Below are 17,700 nucleotides of genomic sequence, written 5' to 3'. Positions count from 1 at the left end.
AATAAATTGCTGTAAAAATAATCAGCAAAGATTAACAGACCCTAATATAAAAAAGGGCTCGCTAATTAATATTAGCGAGCCCTTTTTATAATATCAGTCGAGCATCTTAAAACTCTATTTTGAAATGCTAACTAAATCATAATAAATATTTTATTCTTCTACCAATGTAACCATTATATCATCAACATAAAAATCAACGGCTATATCATTTGCTTCAACATAAATTGCAGCTGAATTTTCTGCAGTTGCTATTGTATGCGTGTAAGTACCTGATAGTTTTATCCAATTACTAGCACTTACTGTTGTAACAGTAGTAAGTTCAAGATAGTCAGTCTTTTCAGTTATAGTTCCATCGGTATCTACATCGTGTTTTATTTCTAGGGTTAGCTTCATACCAGGTGTAACTGTACTACTATCATCAGATAACTTGACCCATGCAGAAACGCTATAAGTTTCATTAGCCGTGAATAAGCCCTTAACATCTTTTTGTATACCTTGCCAAGTAGCCGTTCGTCCTACAACTAAAGCACTATTATTACCACCGTGTACTTCGGTAGTTTCTAACGTTACTGTTGCATCACCACGGGCTACCCATGAACCAAGTCCAGCTTCAAAGTTACCATTTGTTAACAATTCGTTTGAAGCATCCGGAGTTTCAACTTCTCCAAAGTACTCTACTAATGCATCAGCGAAACCTTGTAGTGCTGGTTTTGGTGTATAGTCATTGAAGAATAATAATGGCCATTCGGTAGTAGGTTCAGGCCAGGTTTGTAACCAGCTATCTCCATCAATTACTCCCCAAATAGTGATGCCACCACGTTGATCTTCAGGAACTACATCTAGGTATGCTTCAACAATATCATGATAATATTGCTTTTGTTCATCAGCTCTTTCACTTGTTAGGTAAGTTAAAGGTACGCCACCTTCATTGTTCATACGAACATCCAGCTCAGTTATTTTTACTTTTAGACCTAGATCTACGACTTTCTGTAGCTGTGCTCTTATTGTTGTAATATTAGGACTGTTAACTGAAATATGAGACTGGAAACCTATGCCATCAATCGGTACGCCATCAGCTTGAAAATCAGTAACCATATTAATAACAGCATCTAATTTAGTAGCATTCCAGATCAGGTTGTAATCGTTGTAGTATAAGTCAGCATCTGGATCTGCTGCTCTGGCTGCTGTAAATGCTCTTGGTATAAATTCAGTACCAATGTTTTCGTACCAAACAGATGCATCGGCGCCATCAGTAGTCGTTTTGGCACCACGGTATTCACCATTTTCCATAAAGGCTTCATTAACAACATCCCAGCTAGTCACTGTATCGTTATCACCTTCTTCTTCAAAATGAGTGGCTATTTGTGTTACATGATTTTCCATCATGGTTATCCAGTCAGCTTTCTCACCTTCGAAACTTTGCATCCAGCCCGCTATTTGTGAATGCCATACAAAAACATGACCGTGTACAGTGAGTGAATTGTCTTTAGCATAGTTAACAAGTTCATCTGCATCATCATAGAAAAACTCGCCTTGAGTTGGTTGTAAATAGGTAGGCTTCATAATGTTTTCAGCAGATAACTGATTAAAGTGTTGTTCAATAACCGTTTGCACTTCAGGTCTGTCGATTATGCTGTTCGCAAAACCACCCGCCGGAACAGCTACACCAATGTTAAAATCAGGCGATATTGCTTTTAAGCTTTGTGCTGTAACTGCGCTGTATTCTACATCCGGAATTTCTTCAACCGGTGCATCAGGCAGTACAATACCTGAAAATTCATCTAGGTATATAGACTTGCCAATATTCTCTTCTTTTGAAAAATGAATAGCTAATCTAATCAAAGAGTCTGCTTCGGCAGTAGTCGCTGTTAATTTGATTTCTTGCCACTCACCCGTTAACGTTTCTTTTATTAGAGCGAGTTGACCATAGGCAGGAGCTGGTGTTTGAACCCAAAAGTCAGCACTTGTTCCTTCTTCACCTTTAACCCAAACACTAAATTCGTATACTTTACCTCCAACAACAGGAATATCTTCATAAGCTGCTTCAATTGCCCATGGGTTTGCCCCTAAAGCCTCGACAACAACTTCAATTGCCTTTGTTCCTTTATAACTATTATCACCTTCTGTTGACTCGATTACTTCAATGGTAGAAATAGCACCGTCTTCTTGAGAAGGCCTTAACACCCAGTTGCCTAATGGTGACATTTGGCCGGCAGAATCTTCTTCAAATCCACCATTAGTTATGTCAGCCATTTCTGGTTCTTCTGGAACATTTGGTGTTTCTGGTACTTCAGGTGTTTCTGGTACCTCAGGTGTTTCTGGCACTTTAGGATCTGTATCACTCCCCATACATGCAGTTAATAGAGACATAATGGTCACTATTCCTGCCACTTTAACTAAGGTTTTATTCATTTTTATATTTTCCTATGTTTAAAAGAAGAAAAAATGAGTCTGCGTACTAAAAGCCATCGAGACTTTATTCTAAGGCTTACTTTTATTTATATTGTGTTAAGCCTAGAAATACTTTTATAAAACCAAGTGAATTGGTGTTAAAAAGTTAGCGTTATCATTCGTTCTTGAGCACTATTACATGTGTGTTTTGTTTATGTCAATATGATTTTTATTTAATGTAGATCAGTATTTTTGGTGTTTTATTGTTTATCTCTTTGTGCGGTAAAGGTTTGTAGTCATTTTTACCTTATCTTGGTTGTGTGAAGGTGTTTTGATTTTGTGTTAACGTTATCATTATGGTGGCTTGGTTTTTACTGGGCGTTGAGGCATAAATAGATTGATGAAAATTTTGATGGTTGTTTAAGCGGGATTTGTCTATCTATCTTGAAGATATTTTTGTATTAACCTTGTTGAAAATGGAGTGAGCTATAAAAAAGGGCGCTAAATGCGCCCTTTACTTGATATATGAATTTGCATTACAACGTACCGGTATTTAACCAATAAATTTACGAGCGTTACGGAACATTCTTACCCATGGTGAATCTTCTTGCCATTCGTCTGGGTGCCATGAGTTGGCTACTGTTCTAAATACACGTTCAGGATGCGGCATCATAATCGTTACACGACCATCAGTTGTTGTAAGTGATGTAATACCATCAGGTGAGCCGTTAGGGTTCGCAGGGTATGTTTCAGTTACTTGACCGTAGTTGTCTACATAACGAATAGATACAGTACCTGACGCGTTAGCAGCATCAATCGCTTCATCTGAGCTAAATTCTGTTCTACCTTCGCCATGTGAAACAGCGATAGGCATTCTTGAACCTTCCATTCCTTTGAAGAAGATTGAAGGACTTTCTTGAATTTCAACTAAACTGAAACGTGCTTCAAAACGCTCTGATTTGTTTTGTACAAAACGTGGCCATGCTTCAGAACCAGGGATGATTTCCTTAAGGTTTGATAGCATCTGACAACCATTACACACACCTAAACTGAATGTGTCTTCACGGTGGAAGAATGTTTTAAACATTTCACGAGCGTTGGCGTTGAATAAAATTGATTTTGCCCAACCTTCACCAGCACCTAAAACATCACCGTAAGAGAAACCACCACAAGCCACTAAGCCGTTAAAGTCAGCTAAGTCTGTTCTGCCTGCTAAAATGTCAGACATATGAACATCAATTGCTACAAAACCAGCACGGTCAAATGCAGCTGCCATTTCAACATGAGAGTTAACACCTTGCTCACGTAAAATAGCAATCTTAGGGTTGGTGTTATTCGTTGCATCTTTAGCAATTAGGTTAGCAACAATATCGTCGTTAATATCGAACGTTAACTCAGCGTTTAAGCCTGGGTCTTCAGTATCAAATTTAACGTCGTGTTCTTGTTGAGCACATTCAGGGTTATCACGTAGTGACTGCATTTTGAATGTGGTTTGTGCCCAAAGTGTACGGTAATAAGTACGAGAGTTAGCTAATACTTCTTCACCATCACGAGTAAAGCGAATGGTATCTTCATTGTTCAGGCTACCAATAGTGTTACAGCAATCGGCAATATTATGCTCTGCAAATACAGCATTAACAGCGTCTAAATCACTTTCACGTACTTGAATTACAGCACCTAACTCTTCGTTAAATAGTATTTCTAAATCATTACCTTTAAGTGCTGATAAATCGATGTCTGCACCAGTGTGACCCGCAAATGCCATTTCAGCAACAGTAGTAAATAAGCCGCCATCAGATCTATCGTGATAAGCGATTAATTTTTCTTGCGCAACTAATGCTTGAATCGCGTTAAAGAAGCCTTTTAATGCTTCTGGGCTATCTACATCTGGTGTTTCAGTACCAAGTTGTTTATAAACTTGTGCTAAACATGAACCACCTAAACGATTTTTACCTTGCGATAAATCAATTGCGATAAGGGCTGTTTCACCTAAATCAGTACGTAATTGTGGGGTTACTGTTTTACGAATATCTTCAACAACACCAAATGCAGTGATAACTAATGAAAGAGGAGAGGTTACTGACTTGTTCTCGCCGTTTTCTTCCCACTGAGTTTTCATCGACATAGAGTCTTTACCCACTGGAATTGTTAATCCTAATGCCGGACATAACTCTTCGCCAATAGCTTTAACTGCTTCATATAAACCAGCATCTTCACCAGGGTGACCCGCTGGCGACATCCAGTTTGCTGAAAGTTTAATACGGTTTAAATCGCCGATGTCAGCACAAGCAATGTTTGTTAAAGATTCCGCTACGGCTAAACGAGCAGAGGCACCAAAGTTTAATAAAGCAACGGGTGTACGTTCACCTAACGACATAGCTTCACCGTGGTAAGAATCAAGTGCTGATGCAGTTACTCCACAATCAGCTACTGGTACTTGCCAAGGACCCACCATTTGATCTCTGTTAACCATACCCGTTACTGATCTATCACCAATGGTAATAAGAAAAGTTTTTTCAGCAACAGTTGGTAACGTTAAAATACGCTGTGCTGCATCTTCAAGAGTAATATTATCTAATGCTAGTTCGTCACCAGCAGCTGTTGCCGTTTTAACATCTCTAATAATTTTAGGGGTTTTACCTAAAAGTACGTCTAGTGGTAAATCGATAGGAGTTTTTAAGTTATCAACATCAGCAAAGTGTGAATCAGTAACCGTTAAATGTTCTTCTTCTGTTGCTCTACCAACAACAGCAAAAGGAGCACGCTCACGTTCACAAATCTTGGTAAATTGTTCTAATTGTTCATCAGAAACTGCTAGTACATAACGTTCTTGAGATTCATTACACCAAATTTCGTGAGGTGCCATGCTACGTTCGTCGTTTGGTACATTACGTAATTCAAATACACCACCACGACCACCATCAGAAACTAATTCAGGAAATGCGTTAGATAAACCACCAGCGCCAACATCATGAATAAATAAAATTGGATTTGCATCACCTAACTGCCAACATTTATCGATAACTTCTTGGCAACGACGTTCCATTTCTGGGTTTTCACGTTGAACTGATGCAAAGTCTAAGTTTTCAGCTGACTGACCTGAGGCCATTGAAGAAGCTGCACCACCACCTAAACCAATGTTCATTGCTGGGCCACCTAATGCGATTAAGTTCGCACCAACAACAATGTCACCTTTTTGTACGTGTTCGTCACGAATGTTACCTAAACCACCCGCAAGCATAATAGGTTTGTGATAACCACGAACTTCTTTACCGTTAAAAGAATTAACTTCTTCTTCGTAAGTACGGAAGTAACCTAAAATCGCAGGGCGACCAAATTCGTTGTTAAATGCAGCGCCACCTAATGGACCTTCAAGCATAATGTCTAATGCAGAAACAATACGTGATGGCTTACCAAAATCTGTTTCCCAAGGCTGCTCAAAGTTAGGAATACGTAAGTTTGAAACTGAAAAACCCACTAAACCTGCTTTGGGTTTTGAACCAACACCGGTAGCGCCTTCATCACGAATTTCACCACCACTACCAGTAGCTGCACCTGGGTAAGGGGAAATAGCGGTAGGGTGATTGTGTGTTTCAACCTTCATTAAAATTTGAATGTCTTCATGGTTATAACTATATTCATTCGTTACTGGGTTAGGGAAGAAACGTCCGCCTTTATTACCCACCATAACTGCAGCATTATCTTTATAAGCGCTGAGTACGTAATCAGCATTAAGTTCATGAGTATTACGGATCATTTTGAACAATGATTTTGGCTGTTTTACGCCATCGATTGTCCAATCTGCATTGAATATTTTATGACGACAATGTTCAGAGTTTGCTTGAGCAAACATATAAAGTTCGATGTCGTTAGGGTTGCGGCCTAATTTTGTAAAGTTTTCAAATAAGTAATTAACCTCATCTTCAGCAAGCGCTAAACCTAAGTTAATGTTTGCAGCAACTAATGCACCTTTACCACCGTTCATTATATCGATTGATGTTAACTCACCCGGCTCAGCTGTTGCGAAAAGTGAAGTTGCTTGACCCATTTCTGAAAATACAGCTTCCATCATACGATCATGAATTAAGTTATTTAACTGAGCTTGTTGTTCATTAGAAAGTGCATCAGCTTGAATGTAATAAGCAATACCACGCTCTAAGCGAATAACTTTATTAAGGCCACAATTATGTGCGATATCTGTTGATTTAGATGACCATGGTGAAATAGTACCCGGGCGAGGTGTAATTAATACAAAATTGCCAGCGGGTTCATGTGTTTCAATAGTTGGCCCGTATTTAAGCAGCTGTTGTAAAACGTGCGACTCTTCGCTAGTAAGTTCTTCAGAGATATGAGCAAAGTGGGTGTATTCTGAATAAATATCCGTAACAGGAAGTGATAGCTCAGCACATTGGTTAAGTAATTTTTTTACTTTAAATTCAGAGAGTGCAGGAGCGCCGCGAAGGGTTTTCATCAACATCGACATAGTCTATTTCACCGGGTTAGATTAATAAGGAAAAAAGCGCGCGTAGTATATACCTAATTCATTTTAATATACAGCAATCTGTATTACTTTAACGTTGAAAATGTTGTGCTACTTATCGTTCAATTTCTTTTAAAATTTAAAGAGAGATAAGGTATACTTTCTTAATCTAATCAAAGAGTAGGGTTTATTAATTATTAAAGGGGGGCCTTTGAGGTCATTCAAACGAATTTAGTCCTCACTGCAACCTGTATCTTGAATGATAACGGGTATATACATAAAGATTTCTACGCTATTAAATACGTTTTAAATTGAATAAAATTTACCTTGAAAGAGCAACATCCCTTATTTTTTGTTAAAAAGTTCTTTGCGAATTAGTCTAAATAACGACACAATAAGAGTTATGAATTACTTACTACGAAAACTTTCAGATAATATATTGCATACAATGCCATTTGTTTTATTAGTATGTGCGCTTATATCTGGTTGTCAGCCTGCTAATCAAGTTTCTGGTTTGCAAAGAATTATAGAACGAGGTTACGTGACGGTAGGTACATTGTATGGACCTACTAGCTATTACATAGAAGCCGAGGGCCCTACAGGTTTTGAATATGAATTAGCAAAAAAATATGCTGATTATTTAGGCGTAAAACTTGTTGTTGTTCCTGCTTATCATATTGACGACTTATTTCCTAAATTAGACTCTGGCGATGTTGATTTTTTAGCGGCAGGTTTAGCGGCAACTAATAAGCGACTGCAAGAATATAGCGTAGCGCCTAGTTATGACAATGTCAGTCAAAAACTTGTTTATAAACAGGGAAAAGTTAGGCCAAGAACACTAGAGGCTCTCAATGGAAAGTTAGTGGTTACAGCTCGAACTAGCCATGCCGAAAACTTAGCTAAATTAAAACGTACGAACGATAATTTAATTTGGGAAGAAAGCTCAGAGCTTGATGCTGAAGAACTCTTATTAAAAGTATTAGAAGAAGAAATTGATTACACCGTTATAGATAGTAATGCACTCGCAATCAGTCGTCGATATTACCCCGAAATTAGTATTGGATTTACAATTAAACAAGAAGAGAAATTAGCTTGGTTAGTTAGTAAAGAAAACGACACTTCAATTTTAGCTAGCTTAGTTGAATTTTTTGGTGAAGTTCATCACGATGGCACTTTACTCGCATTAGATGATAAATATTATGGACATATTGAACAATTCAATTATGTTGATACTCGTATGTTTATTAAGGCGATTGAAGAGAAGTTACCTAAATATCAGCCTATTTTTGAAAAACATGGTCAAGAGGTTGATTGGAAACTATTAGCGGCAATTAGTTATCAAGAATCACATTGGAATCCTAACGCTCGTTCTCATACTGGCGTTAGAGGTATGATGATGCTTACTTTGCCTACAGCTAAACAAATGGGTATAAAAAGTCGACTTGATGTTGAGCAGAGTATTAGAGGTGGTGCAAAGTATATTAAACGTATGATTGATAAAATGCCTGAACGTATACCATATCCAGATCGTTTATGGTTTGCTTTGGCTTCATACAATGTTGGTTTTGGGCATTTAAACGATGCCCGTATTATTACTCAACGACAAGGTGGAGATCCTGATCGTTGGGTCGAAGTTAAATCACGCTTACCTTTGTTAAAGCAAAAAAAATATTATAAAAAAACTAAGTACGGCTATGCTCGAGGAGATGAGCCTGTAAATTATGTTGAGAACATTCGCCGCTATTACGATACGCTGGAATGGATGGATCAACAAAGTATTGATGAAGAAGATGTGATTGTTGAAGATACACCGATTGAAGCTTTATCAGTAGAACCTAAAGAAGCAACATCTCTCGAAAATAATGAAGATTCCTCTTTGGTAGAACCTGCTAGCTCTTAAATTTATCTCTTGATACAAATAAATTATTTATTGTCATATTTTATTCATATTCTATCAGCATAATGGCATTTAAACAGGAGATATATAATGTCATTTAATACAAGAAAACGTTTAGTTAGTTGCCAAAGAAGAAGACAATTAAATCGTCAAAAAAGTAAAACTATGGGTCGACGTCAGTCACAATTTATACAAGAAACTATTCTTTTAGAAGAAAAGAGTAATTAGCACTAATTCTAATTGCTCTTTGTTTATTTATAAAATTACGCAGGTATATTTACCAATAATAAAGAATTAACTTTTCGTCTATTATTAAGAAATATCAAGAAAATTGTTTTTTGTGGTAAAAGTAGTGGATAATGCGCCTCCTTAAATGTGGAGATTATTATGCGGTATGCACTAGGTATTGAATACGACGGCAGTAAATACTGTGGTTGGCAACGCCAAAATAATGGTATTGGTGTTCAGCAAAGGGTTGAAGAGGCTTTATCTAAGATAGCTAATGAACCCATCGAAGTTATTTGCGCTGGGCGAACCGATACAGGTGTTAATGCAACGAATCAAGTTGTTCATTTTGATACCGACCAAATTCGTAAAGACGTTGCTTGGACTCTTGGCGTTAATACACACCTTCCTTCAGACATAGCTGTTACTTGGGTTAAACCTGTAAGCGATGAATTTCATGCTAGGTTTAGTGCAACAGCCAGACGCTATCGTTATGTTATTTATAATTCAAGATTACGTTCAGCTATTCTCAGTCACGGTATTAGTTTTTGTCATCAACCATTAGATGAAAATTTAATGCACCAGGCCGCTCAACTACTATTAGGACGTCATGATTTCACTTCCTATAGAACGGTTCACTGTCAGTCTCATTCGGCTATTAGAACCTTGTATCACTGTAATGTAAGTCGTTTTAATAATTATCTCGTTATAGATGTAAAAGGCAATGCTTTTTTACATCATATGGTGAGAAATATTGCAGGTTCATTAATGGAAGTAGGGCAAGGGGATCGTCCTGTATTATGGATAAAAGAAGTACTAGATGCTCAGAATAGGTGTGTAGCAGGAATGACAGCAGCGGCTGCAGGACTTTATTTTGTTGATGTCGATTATCCTGAAGAATTTAATATTCCAAAGCGTCATTTAGGTCCTTTATTTTTAACTTAACTTCAGTTTTAATAAATAACTAACTCAATAGACCAGTTTTTTGTATCAAAAATAGAGTAAACTATGGTTTAATTACGGGTTATATTAGATTATTACTATGTGTTTGATTGTTTTGATGGTTTTTTAATCGTTTCAATCTTCTTCTCTTATGCAATAGGCAAAATTTATATTATGAGCTGGATAGAAAAAATTCTCCCAAAAGCCAAATCTAAGGCTACGCAAAAACGCGGTGTTCCAGAAGGTGTTTGGAGCAAATGTACTGAATGTAATGCGGTATTATACAAAGTTGAACTAGATCGCCAAATGTCGGTTTGTCCAAAATGTGACCACCATATGCGTATCAGTGCGAGAAAACGTATTGATGGATTTTTAGATCCTGATGGCAGAATTGAGCTAGGCGAAGAATTTGAAGCACAAGATATTTTAAAGTTTAAAGACTCTAAAAAATACAAAGATCGTATCAGTGCAGCACAAAAAGCTACAGGCGAAAAAGATGCTTTAGTGGTTATGAAGGGCGAATTAATGGGTGCACCTATTGTAGTTGCTGCATTTGAGTTTTCATTCTTAGGTGGTTCAATGGCTTCTGTTGTTGGTGCTCGTTTTGTTAAAGGTGTTGAATATTGTTTAGAGCATAATTTACCGTTTGTTTGCTTTTCAGCAAGTGGCGGAGCACGTATGCAAGAAGCCTTGTTCTCGTTAATGCAAATGGCAAAAACAAGTGCTGCATTAGCCAAAATGAGCGAAAAAGGTTTACCTTATGTATCTGTGCTTACTGATCCTACAATGGGTGGAGTATCAGCAAGTTTAGCTATGTTAGGTGATATTAATGTTGCAGAGCCAAAAGCGTTAATTGGTTTTGCTGGTCCGCGTGTTATCGAGCAAACTGTACGTGAAAAATTGCCTGAAGGTTTCCAGCGTAGCGAGTTTTTGAAAGAGAAAGGTGCGATTGATTTAATTGTAGACCGTAGAGAAATGCGTTCTACTTTATCGCGTATGCTAGCTAAATTTATGGGATATGAAAGCCCTAAAGCTTCTTAATAAATTTTTTATTAAGTTATAGCAAGGTTAAGTATTATTACATGACTAAAAACTTATCAAGCCACACATCAAGATCAACACTTGATGAGTGGCTTTCTTATATTGAAAGCATTCATTTTACTGAAATAGATATGGGGTTAACTCGTATCAAACAAGTGGCTGAATCTTTACCTATTGATTTAAGCGGTACAAAAGTTATAACTGTTGCTGGTACTAACGGCAAAGGTACAACATGTGCTTTTATAGAAAACTACCTATCAAATGAAAAATATTCTGTAGCGGTATACTCTTCACCTCATATTGAAACGTTTAATGAACGACTACGTATAAACCATGTAAATGTAAGCGATCAGTCTTTAATTAAAGCTTTTGAAATTATAGAAAAAATTCGAGCAGAAATATCATTAAGCTATTATGAATATACAACCCTAGCAGCTCTCATTATAGTGAGTGAACTTAAGCCTGATTATCTCATTTTGGAAGTTGGATTAGGTGGGCGTTTAGATGCAACTAACATGGTTGATTGTGATGTTGCTGTGCTGACTACAATTGATCTCGATCATCAGGCCTTTTTAGGTGATACAAGAGAAAAAATTGGTTTTGAAAAAGCGGGCATTATGCGTGAAAGCACGTATGCTGTTGTAGGTGATGCAGAGCCGCCAATATCAGTGTTAAAACATGCTAATACTATTAACGCGAAGTTATTGTGTAGGGATAAACAATTTTCTTTAACAAAAAATAAGATCAACTGGTCTTTTTCATTAAATCACAATGTTTATGAGAAGCTTAATAAACCTTATATTCCCATCGATAACGTAGCAACCGCGCTTACGGTACTTTCTTTATTAGACGTTACCATTAATAGTGACAAAATTAATGCTGTAATTGAGTTAACTAAAGTGGCTGGGCGTACAGAACTTTTTGTTAAAGATTGTGATGTAATTCTTGATGTAGGGCATAACCCGCAAGCTGCAAGGTATTTAGCTCAACAATTAAAAGATATGAACTATAGTAAAGTTTTTGCTGTAGTCGGTATGTTAGCAGATAAAGATATTACAAATGCTTTGTTACCTTTAAAAAACAATGTAAGTGTATGGTATTTAGGTGATTTACAAGTAAGTCGTGGAGCTACTGCTCAGCAACTTTCGGAAAAATTAAACCTTTCAACTGAGTCAGTTAATTGCTTTGACAATGTCACTCAAGCATTTAAAATGGCTAGTTCGGTGGCGAGTCCAAAAGATCTCATCTTAGTATATGGATCATTTTATACCGTGGCAGAAATAAGGCGACTACTGGTTTAGTGTTGAATAATTAGTAGTAAAGCTTAAGTGTAAGTTAATTTTAGGAGTTTAGTTTGTCTACACCTTTTCAAAACCGAATAGTTGGAACTGTAATTGTTGCGGCTGTAGCGATTATTTTTTTACCCGATCTTCTTGATGGGAATAAAAAGAAATATAATGCTGAATTTGAAAATATCCCCCAAGCTCCTAAAATTGATCTCAATGTTCCGGCCAAGTCCTTTCCTACAGAAAAATTAAAAGTCATAGCGCCTAAAGAAGAGCAAGTTGTTGAAGTAGAACAAGATAATTTACTTCAATTTCCTGCTAATGAAAGCGTAGAGAGTGATGGAAGCAAAAATGAAACAGCTCAAAATTCTCCTGTTTTGTCCAATGATATCGTTAAAGTTAATAAGTTAACAAAACCTGACACACTCGATAAAAAAGTGGTCAAGAAAGAAGATGTTGCGATCAAAAAAGCAGAAACATCTAGTCTACCCAAAAAAATAAACGTAAAAGAAACTTGGGTTATTCAATTAGGGAGCTTCAGACATAAAAAGAATGTTGTAGAGTTAATTGAAAAACTAAAATATCATGGGTATACCACATTCACACGACCTATAAACACTAAAAATGGTACGTTAACAAAGGTTTTTGTAGGGCCTGATATTAATAAAACGTCTTTAGAAAATAAAATTAAGCCACTCAAAGCGTTAACTCATGTTGAAGGTAAAGTTACTCGTTTTTATCCTACTAAATAATAAAATTAATAGCTTTAATTGGTTAGCATCTGATAGAATGCGCGCCTCTAATCAATGAGAACATTCAAATGATGATTTGGGTAGATTATGCCATATTAGCAATAATAGGTATTTCAACACTAGTAAGTTTAGTACGTGGTTTTGTTAAAGAAGCGATTTCGGTTGTCATTTGGATCGGTGCCTTTTTTATCGCGAGTACTTTCTATAGCGACCTAGCCGTTTTTCTTACAAATATCTCAGATCAATTCCTTCGAAATGCAGCGGCAATTACTGTACTTTTCGTTTCTACCCTTATTATCGGGGCATTAGTTAATTATATAATTGGTCAGCTTGTTAATAAAACAGGTCTTTCAGGTACTGATCGTGTATTAGGTTTAGCTTTTGGCGCTTTAAGAGGTGTCTTAATTGTTAGCGCCATATTATTTTTATTAGATGCCTTTACTCCTGCTCCATCAACCGTATGGTGGCAGAACTCATTGCTTATCCCCGAATTTAAATTGATTGTTGTTTGGTTTTTTGAATACCTTAAACAGTCATCAAGTTTTTTAATACAATCGTAAGTCAGCGGAGAATAATTTCATGTGTGGTATTGTTGGCATAGTTGGTAAAAGTAACGTAAGTCAATTAATCTATGACGGATTAACAGTGCTTCAACACCGAGGTCAAGATGCAGCAGGTATTGTCACTATTAGCGACAATACCTTTAGAATGCGTAAAGCTAATGGCTTAGTGAAAGATGTTTTTCATACCCGCCATATGTTGAGACTTCAAGGGACTATTGGTATTGGTCATATTAGATATCCAACAGCGGGATCATCTAGCTCTTCTGAAGCACAACCTTTTTATGCTAATTCACCTTTTGGTATTTCATTAGCGCATAATGGTAATTTAACGAATGCTGAAGAGTTAAAACAGTGGTTAAACCTTAATGCTAGACGCCATGTTAATACAACATCTGATTCTGAATTATTACTAAATATTTTGGCTCATGAGCTGCAATGCACAAGTAATTTAGAACTTACACCTGATGACTTATTTAATGCAATAAGTCATGTTCATAAGCGTGTAAGAGGTGCATATGCAACGGTTGCTCTAATTATAGGGCATGGCATGATAGCTTTTCGCGATCCAAATGGTATTCGACCGCTTGTTTTTGGTAAAAAAGAAACTGAAACCGGCTTAGAATATATGGTTGCATCTGAATCTGTTGCATTAGATGCTTGTGGCTATGAATTTGTAAGAGATGTTGCTCCAGGTGAAGCGATTTATTTTACAGAGTCAGGTGAATTATATAGCCAGCAATGTGCTGAAGCTCCGCAATATTGTCCATGTATATTTGAATACGTTTATTTTGCTCGTCCAGATTCTACAATTGATAAAATTTCAGTTTATGCATCACGAATTGAAATGGGTAAAAAATTAGGCGAAAAAATAGCTAAAGAATGGGAAGATTTAGACATAGATGTGGTAATTCCGATCCCTGAAACTTCATGTGATACCGCGTTAGAAATAGCTCATCAGTTAAATGTTCCATATCGCCAAGGTTTTGTAAAAAATAGATATATTGGTCGTACTTTTATTATGCCTGGACAAGAGCAACGTAAAAAATCTGTTCGTCAAAAACTGAATGCTATTGGTGCAGAGTTTAAAAATAAAAATGTTCTATTAGTTGATGACTCTATTGTTCGAGGCACAACATCAGGTCAAATAATTGAAATGGCTAGAGCGTCAGGAGCTAAAAAAGTTTATTTTGCTTCAGCTGCTCCAGAAGTACGTTTTCCTAATGTTTATGGTATTGATATGCCGAGTGCTAATGAGCTTATTGCACATGGTCGTGAATTAGATGATATTTGTGATTTAATTGGTGCAGATAAACTTATATTCCAATCAATTGAAGACTTAGTTTCGGCAGTAAATGCTGCGAATCCTGAAATTAAAATGTTTGATACATCAGTATTTAATGGTCAGTATATTACTAAAGATATTAACCAATCTTATTTAGATAAGTTAGATGCATTACGAAACAATGAGTCAAAAGAAAATTCTGATCGCAATGCCGAATCTATTATTGATATGTACAATGAAGGTGCGGAATAGCTTTTAATTAACTTCTATTGATTAATAAAAGTTATAAGATCCTTACTAAGAAATTAGTGGGGATTTTTTTTAACTAATTTTATCTTTCTTCTTATTGATTAATTTATTATTCCTTCTGTTTAAAACCATTGATAACTTTTTGATTTAATAACAATAAATAATCCGAACAGGGATAAGGTATATGTTTAATATTTCAATTTAATCATCTAATGTCGTTGTTTGTATTGCTAATAATCAGTTATTAGCCAGATTTTATATGAATAAACTTTAACATTAGGAAATAATGGGGGTGTTATTCGGCTAGTATTTATATTTGTTAAATCTTTATAAATCAGTAGATTAAAAAATTAATTATTCCGAGTTTGGATTGATTTGGAGAGGGATAAAGGTTTTTTTGATTAGAGTGTTATACAAGGGGGAAGCAGTCCCCCCTTGTGAACGATTAATTAGCTAATTATCTTGAGATTGATTTGTGATCAAAAACAGCTGTTTTTTATGTTTTAAACCCTATTATTACTTCCAGTTTTTAACTTTTGCAGCTTGCAGCTTTTTATAACCTTCAAGTAGTTTTTGATGTGTATCAAAACCTTCTAAGCTTAAGCCTGGGCAATGTAATCCGTCAAATATTATCTTACCTTCAACTATATCTAAACAACGCTCTGAAAGCTCTTTACCGTACATTAACCCTAACGATGTCATGTATTGGCTATAGTCACGCGACTCATCCCACTTTATTTCAAGTAATGCTTGTAAACAACGATATTTACGTGTGTTTTCTTCATTGTTTTGGTCTAAATGTAATGCCCAGTTAACCCAATCAAGCGCTTGTTCATCTTGTGCTGCTAGCGCAAGTACAGCTTTCATTTCTCCCAAGCGGAAGTCTGCCCAGGTTGTCCCAGCGTCTGGCGCTAAACCAATAAATTCTGCGGCAGCAAGTGCGTCGTTGTATCCGCCTTGCTCTAATGCGTCTAAAATTTCTAGCCATTCCTCTGGATCACCATCTTTTAAGGTTAAAAAGGCTTCTCTGAATAAGGCGCCGTCATTATTGTTGTTCCAAACAATTTCATCTACAGGGTAAATGTCTGACATGCCTGCTACTAATATACGACAAGCGTATACATCTAAATGGTTATAGTCAGATATCAATATGTCGTGACCCATGTCGTGAATAATCTTTACAAGGTTGTCGTATTCGCTTTGTGTATCAGCGTCAAAATCCCAGTCAACAAATTCGTAATCAGGCGTTTCTTTAAAAAAGTCGTAAGAAATAAAGCCACTTGAATCAATAAAGTGTAATTCAATATTGTGAGGAGAGGCTATTTCGTCTTCATCAAAACTTGGTGGTTGAAATACGTCTAATTGATCTAAACTTCTACCTTGTAATAATTCGGTTACCGTACGTTCTAATGCCACTTCAAAACTTGGATGAGCACCAAACGATGCAAATACACTTCCGTCTTTAGGGTTAATTAAGGTTACGCTCATTACAGGGTATAAGCCACCTAACGATGCATCAGCAATACGTAAGTGGAAGCCATGGCTTTCTAGCTCTTTACAATCGGCTAAAATAGTTGGGAATCGTTCTAATACTTCTAGAGGTACTTCTGGTAAACAAATACCTTCCGCAATAATTTTGTTTTTTACGTAGCGTTCAAATACTTCAGATAAACTTTGCACGCGTGCTTCGTTTTGTGTATTGCCTGCCGACATTCCATTACTAACAAATACGTTACCAATAATGTTGACAGGTACATAAATAGCTTTTTGATCACGCTCTCGTATATAAGGTAGAGCACAAATGCCACGCTCACCGTTACCTGAGTTCATGTCGTAAAGTTTATCAACGGTTATTTCTTTATTAGGATCAAAGTAATCCCATAAGCCTTCGTCAAGAATACCTTCAGGAATTGTATCGTCTTCGCTGAAAAACCATTTTTCATTCGGGTAATGAACAAATTCACTATTCGAGATTTCTTCACCTAGGTAATAATCAGCAAAAAAGTAGTTACAACTTAAACGCTCAAAATATTCACCTAAAGCGCTCGCTAAACATGACTTTGCAGAAGAGCCTTTACCGTTAGTGAACATTAATCCACATGATGCATCTTTAATGTGAACAGAATAGCAATTAGCAAGCGGGTTTAACCATGAAGCTTCTACAATATCAAAACCGAAAGAAACAAGCTTTTCTTGCATGGTAGAAATAGATGATTCAAGGTCGCGATCTTTACCTTTAATAAAGGTTTTTTCGTTTGTGTTTTCAGTCATGAAAATGTCTCGACAGTAGGTGTATTAAGTTAATGCATATTATGAAGATTATTATACCGAAAGCTAGGCGAACTTAAATTAACTTGAAGAAAATAAATGAAAGAGGGATGATGCTTGAAAATAATTGATTAACTTGGTTTCTGTCTTTTATATTATATTGTATTGGTTACAAACACTAGCTCGAAAACTCTATCCGCTTAAGTCTGCAGTATTTTATGTGGCATTAGTTTTTATTTTTGTTGTTTTTTATCGCATGATTATTTTAAATGACTTGCAAAATAATTTGTCGATTAACTACTTATTGCTTTTCTTGTGGACTTT

10 protein-coding genes are annotated in these 17,700 nt (G+C 36.4%); 7 read left to right on the top strand and 3 right to left on the bottom strand.

Going from position 1 to position 17,700, the window contains the following annotated elements:
- Positions 1–150 precede the first annotated feature (150 nt).
- Both B0X80_RS12320 and purL read right to left on the bottom strand, forming a co-directional pair.
- Positions 151–2,412, bottom strand: a complete 2,262-nt coding sequence (locus tag B0X80_RS12320) for an endo-1,4-beta-xylanase (RefSeq protein WP_077340680.1) — start codon at positions 2,410–2,412, stop codon at positions 151–153.
- A 532-nt stretch (positions 2,413–2,944) separates the two neighbouring features.
- Positions 2,945–6,862 carry a phosphoribosylformylglycinamidine synthase gene (purL, locus tag B0X80_RS12315; RefSeq protein ID WP_077340855.1) on the bottom strand — a complete coding sequence of 1,306 codons (3,918 nt, stop codon included), beginning with the start codon at positions 6,860–6,862 and terminating at the stop codon, positions 2,945–2,947.
- A 412-nt stretch (positions 6,863–7,274) separates the two neighbouring features.
- On the opposite strand from purL, the gene mltF reads away from it, so the two are divergent.
- The 7 genes from mltF to purF all read left to right on the top strand — a co-directional run bounded on the left by mltF (position 7,275) and on the right by purF (position 15,111).
- Positions 7,275–8,771 (top strand): membrane-bound lytic murein transglycosylase MltF, encoded by a 1,497-nt coding sequence (gene mltF, locus B0X80_RS12310; RefSeq protein ID WP_245825455.1) that lies wholly within the window; start codon positions 7,275–7,277, stop codon positions 8,769–8,771.
- Between the two features lie 384 nt (positions 8,772–9,155).
- On the top strand, positions 9,156–9,938 hold the full coding sequence (truA, locus tag B0X80_RS12305) for a tRNA pseudouridine(38-40) synthase TruA (RefSeq protein WP_077340678.1): 783 nt from the start codon (positions 9,156–9,158) through the stop codon (positions 9,936–9,938).
- Positions 9,939–10,109: 171 nt separating this feature from the next.
- Positions 10,110–10,976: an acetyl-CoA carboxylase, carboxyltransferase subunit beta gene (accD, locus tag B0X80_RS12300; protein WP_076418205.1), complete on the top strand. Its 867-nt coding sequence runs from the start codon at positions 10,110–10,112 to the stop codon at positions 10,974–10,976.
- Positions 10,977–11,017: 41 nt separating this feature from the next.
- Positions 11,018–12,277 carry a bifunctional tetrahydrofolate synthase/dihydrofolate synthase gene (folC, locus tag B0X80_RS12295; protein ID WP_077340676.1) on the top strand — a complete coding sequence of 420 codons (1,260 nt, stop codon included), beginning with the start codon at positions 11,018–11,020 and terminating at the stop codon, positions 12,275–12,277.
- Positions 12,278–12,330: 53 nt separating this feature from the next.
- A complete protein-coding gene (locus B0X80_RS12290; protein ID WP_077340674.1) occupies positions 12,331–13,014 on the top strand; it encodes an SPOR domain-containing protein in 684 nt (227 codons plus the stop codon).
- 71 nt (positions 13,015–13,085) lie between these two features.
- On the top strand, positions 13,086–13,574 hold the full coding sequence (locus tag B0X80_RS12285) for a CvpA family protein (protein WP_077340853.1): 489 nt from the start codon (positions 13,086–13,088) through the stop codon (positions 13,572–13,574).
- 19 nt (positions 13,575–13,593) lie between these two features.
- On the top strand, positions 13,594–15,111 hold the full coding sequence (gene purF / locus B0X80_RS12280; RefSeq protein ID WP_077340672.1) for an amidophosphoribosyltransferase: 1,518 nt from the start codon (positions 13,594–13,596) through the stop codon (positions 15,109–15,111).
- A gap of 513 nt (positions 15,112–15,624) precedes the next feature.
- Here purF and ycaO read toward each other — a convergent pair.
- Positions 15,625–17,379 carry a 30S ribosomal protein S12 methylthiotransferase accessory factor YcaO gene (gene ycaO / locus B0X80_RS12275; protein ID WP_077340670.1) on the bottom strand — a complete coding sequence of 585 codons (1,755 nt, stop codon included), beginning with the start codon at positions 17,377–17,379 and terminating at the stop codon, positions 15,625–15,627.
- Positions 17,380–17,700 lie beyond the last annotated feature (321 nt).

Origin of the sequence: Pseudocolwellia agarivorans (genome assembly GCF_002000085.1) — a bacterium.
Lineage (GTDB): Bacteria > Pseudomonadota > Gammaproteobacteria > Enterobacterales > Alteromonadaceae > Pseudocolwellia > Pseudocolwellia agarivorans.
Note: the sequence above shows the minus strand (reverse complement) of the source record. Positions and strands in the feature narration are given on the sequence as shown.

Bases quoted from the DNA above. Each gene is read 5' to 3' on its own strand.
- folC (WP_077340676.1), top strand. From the start codon at position 11,018: ATGACTAAAAACTTATCAAGCCACACATCAAGATCAACACTTGATGAG.
- truA (WP_077340678.1), top strand. From the start codon at position 9,156: ATGCGGTATGCACTAGGTATTGAATACGACGGCAGTAAATACTGTGGT.
- mltF (WP_245825455.1), top strand. From the start codon at position 7,275: ATGAATTACTTACTACGAAAACTTTCAGATAATATATTGCATACAATG.
- ycaO (WP_077340670.1), bottom strand. From the start codon at position 17,379: ATGACTGAAAACACAAACGAAAAAACCTTTATTAAAGGTAAAGATCGC.
- B0X80_RS12320 (WP_077340680.1), bottom strand. From the start codon at position 2,412: ATGAATAAAACCTTAGTTAAAGTGGCAGGAATAGTGACCATTATGTCT.
- purL (WP_077340855.1), bottom strand. From the start codon at position 6,862: ATGAAAACCCTTCGCGGCGCTCCTGCACTCTCTGAATTTAAAGTAAAA.
- B0X80_RS12285 (WP_077340853.1), top strand. From the start codon at position 13,086: ATGATTTGGGTAGATTATGCCATATTAGCAATAATAGGTATTTCAACA.
- accD (WP_076418205.1), top strand. From the start codon at position 10,110: ATGAGCTGGATAGAAAAAATTCTCCCAAAAGCCAAATCTAAGGCTACG.
- purF (WP_077340672.1), top strand. From the start codon at position 13,594: ATGTGTGGTATTGTTGGCATAGTTGGTAAAAGTAACGTAAGTCAATTA.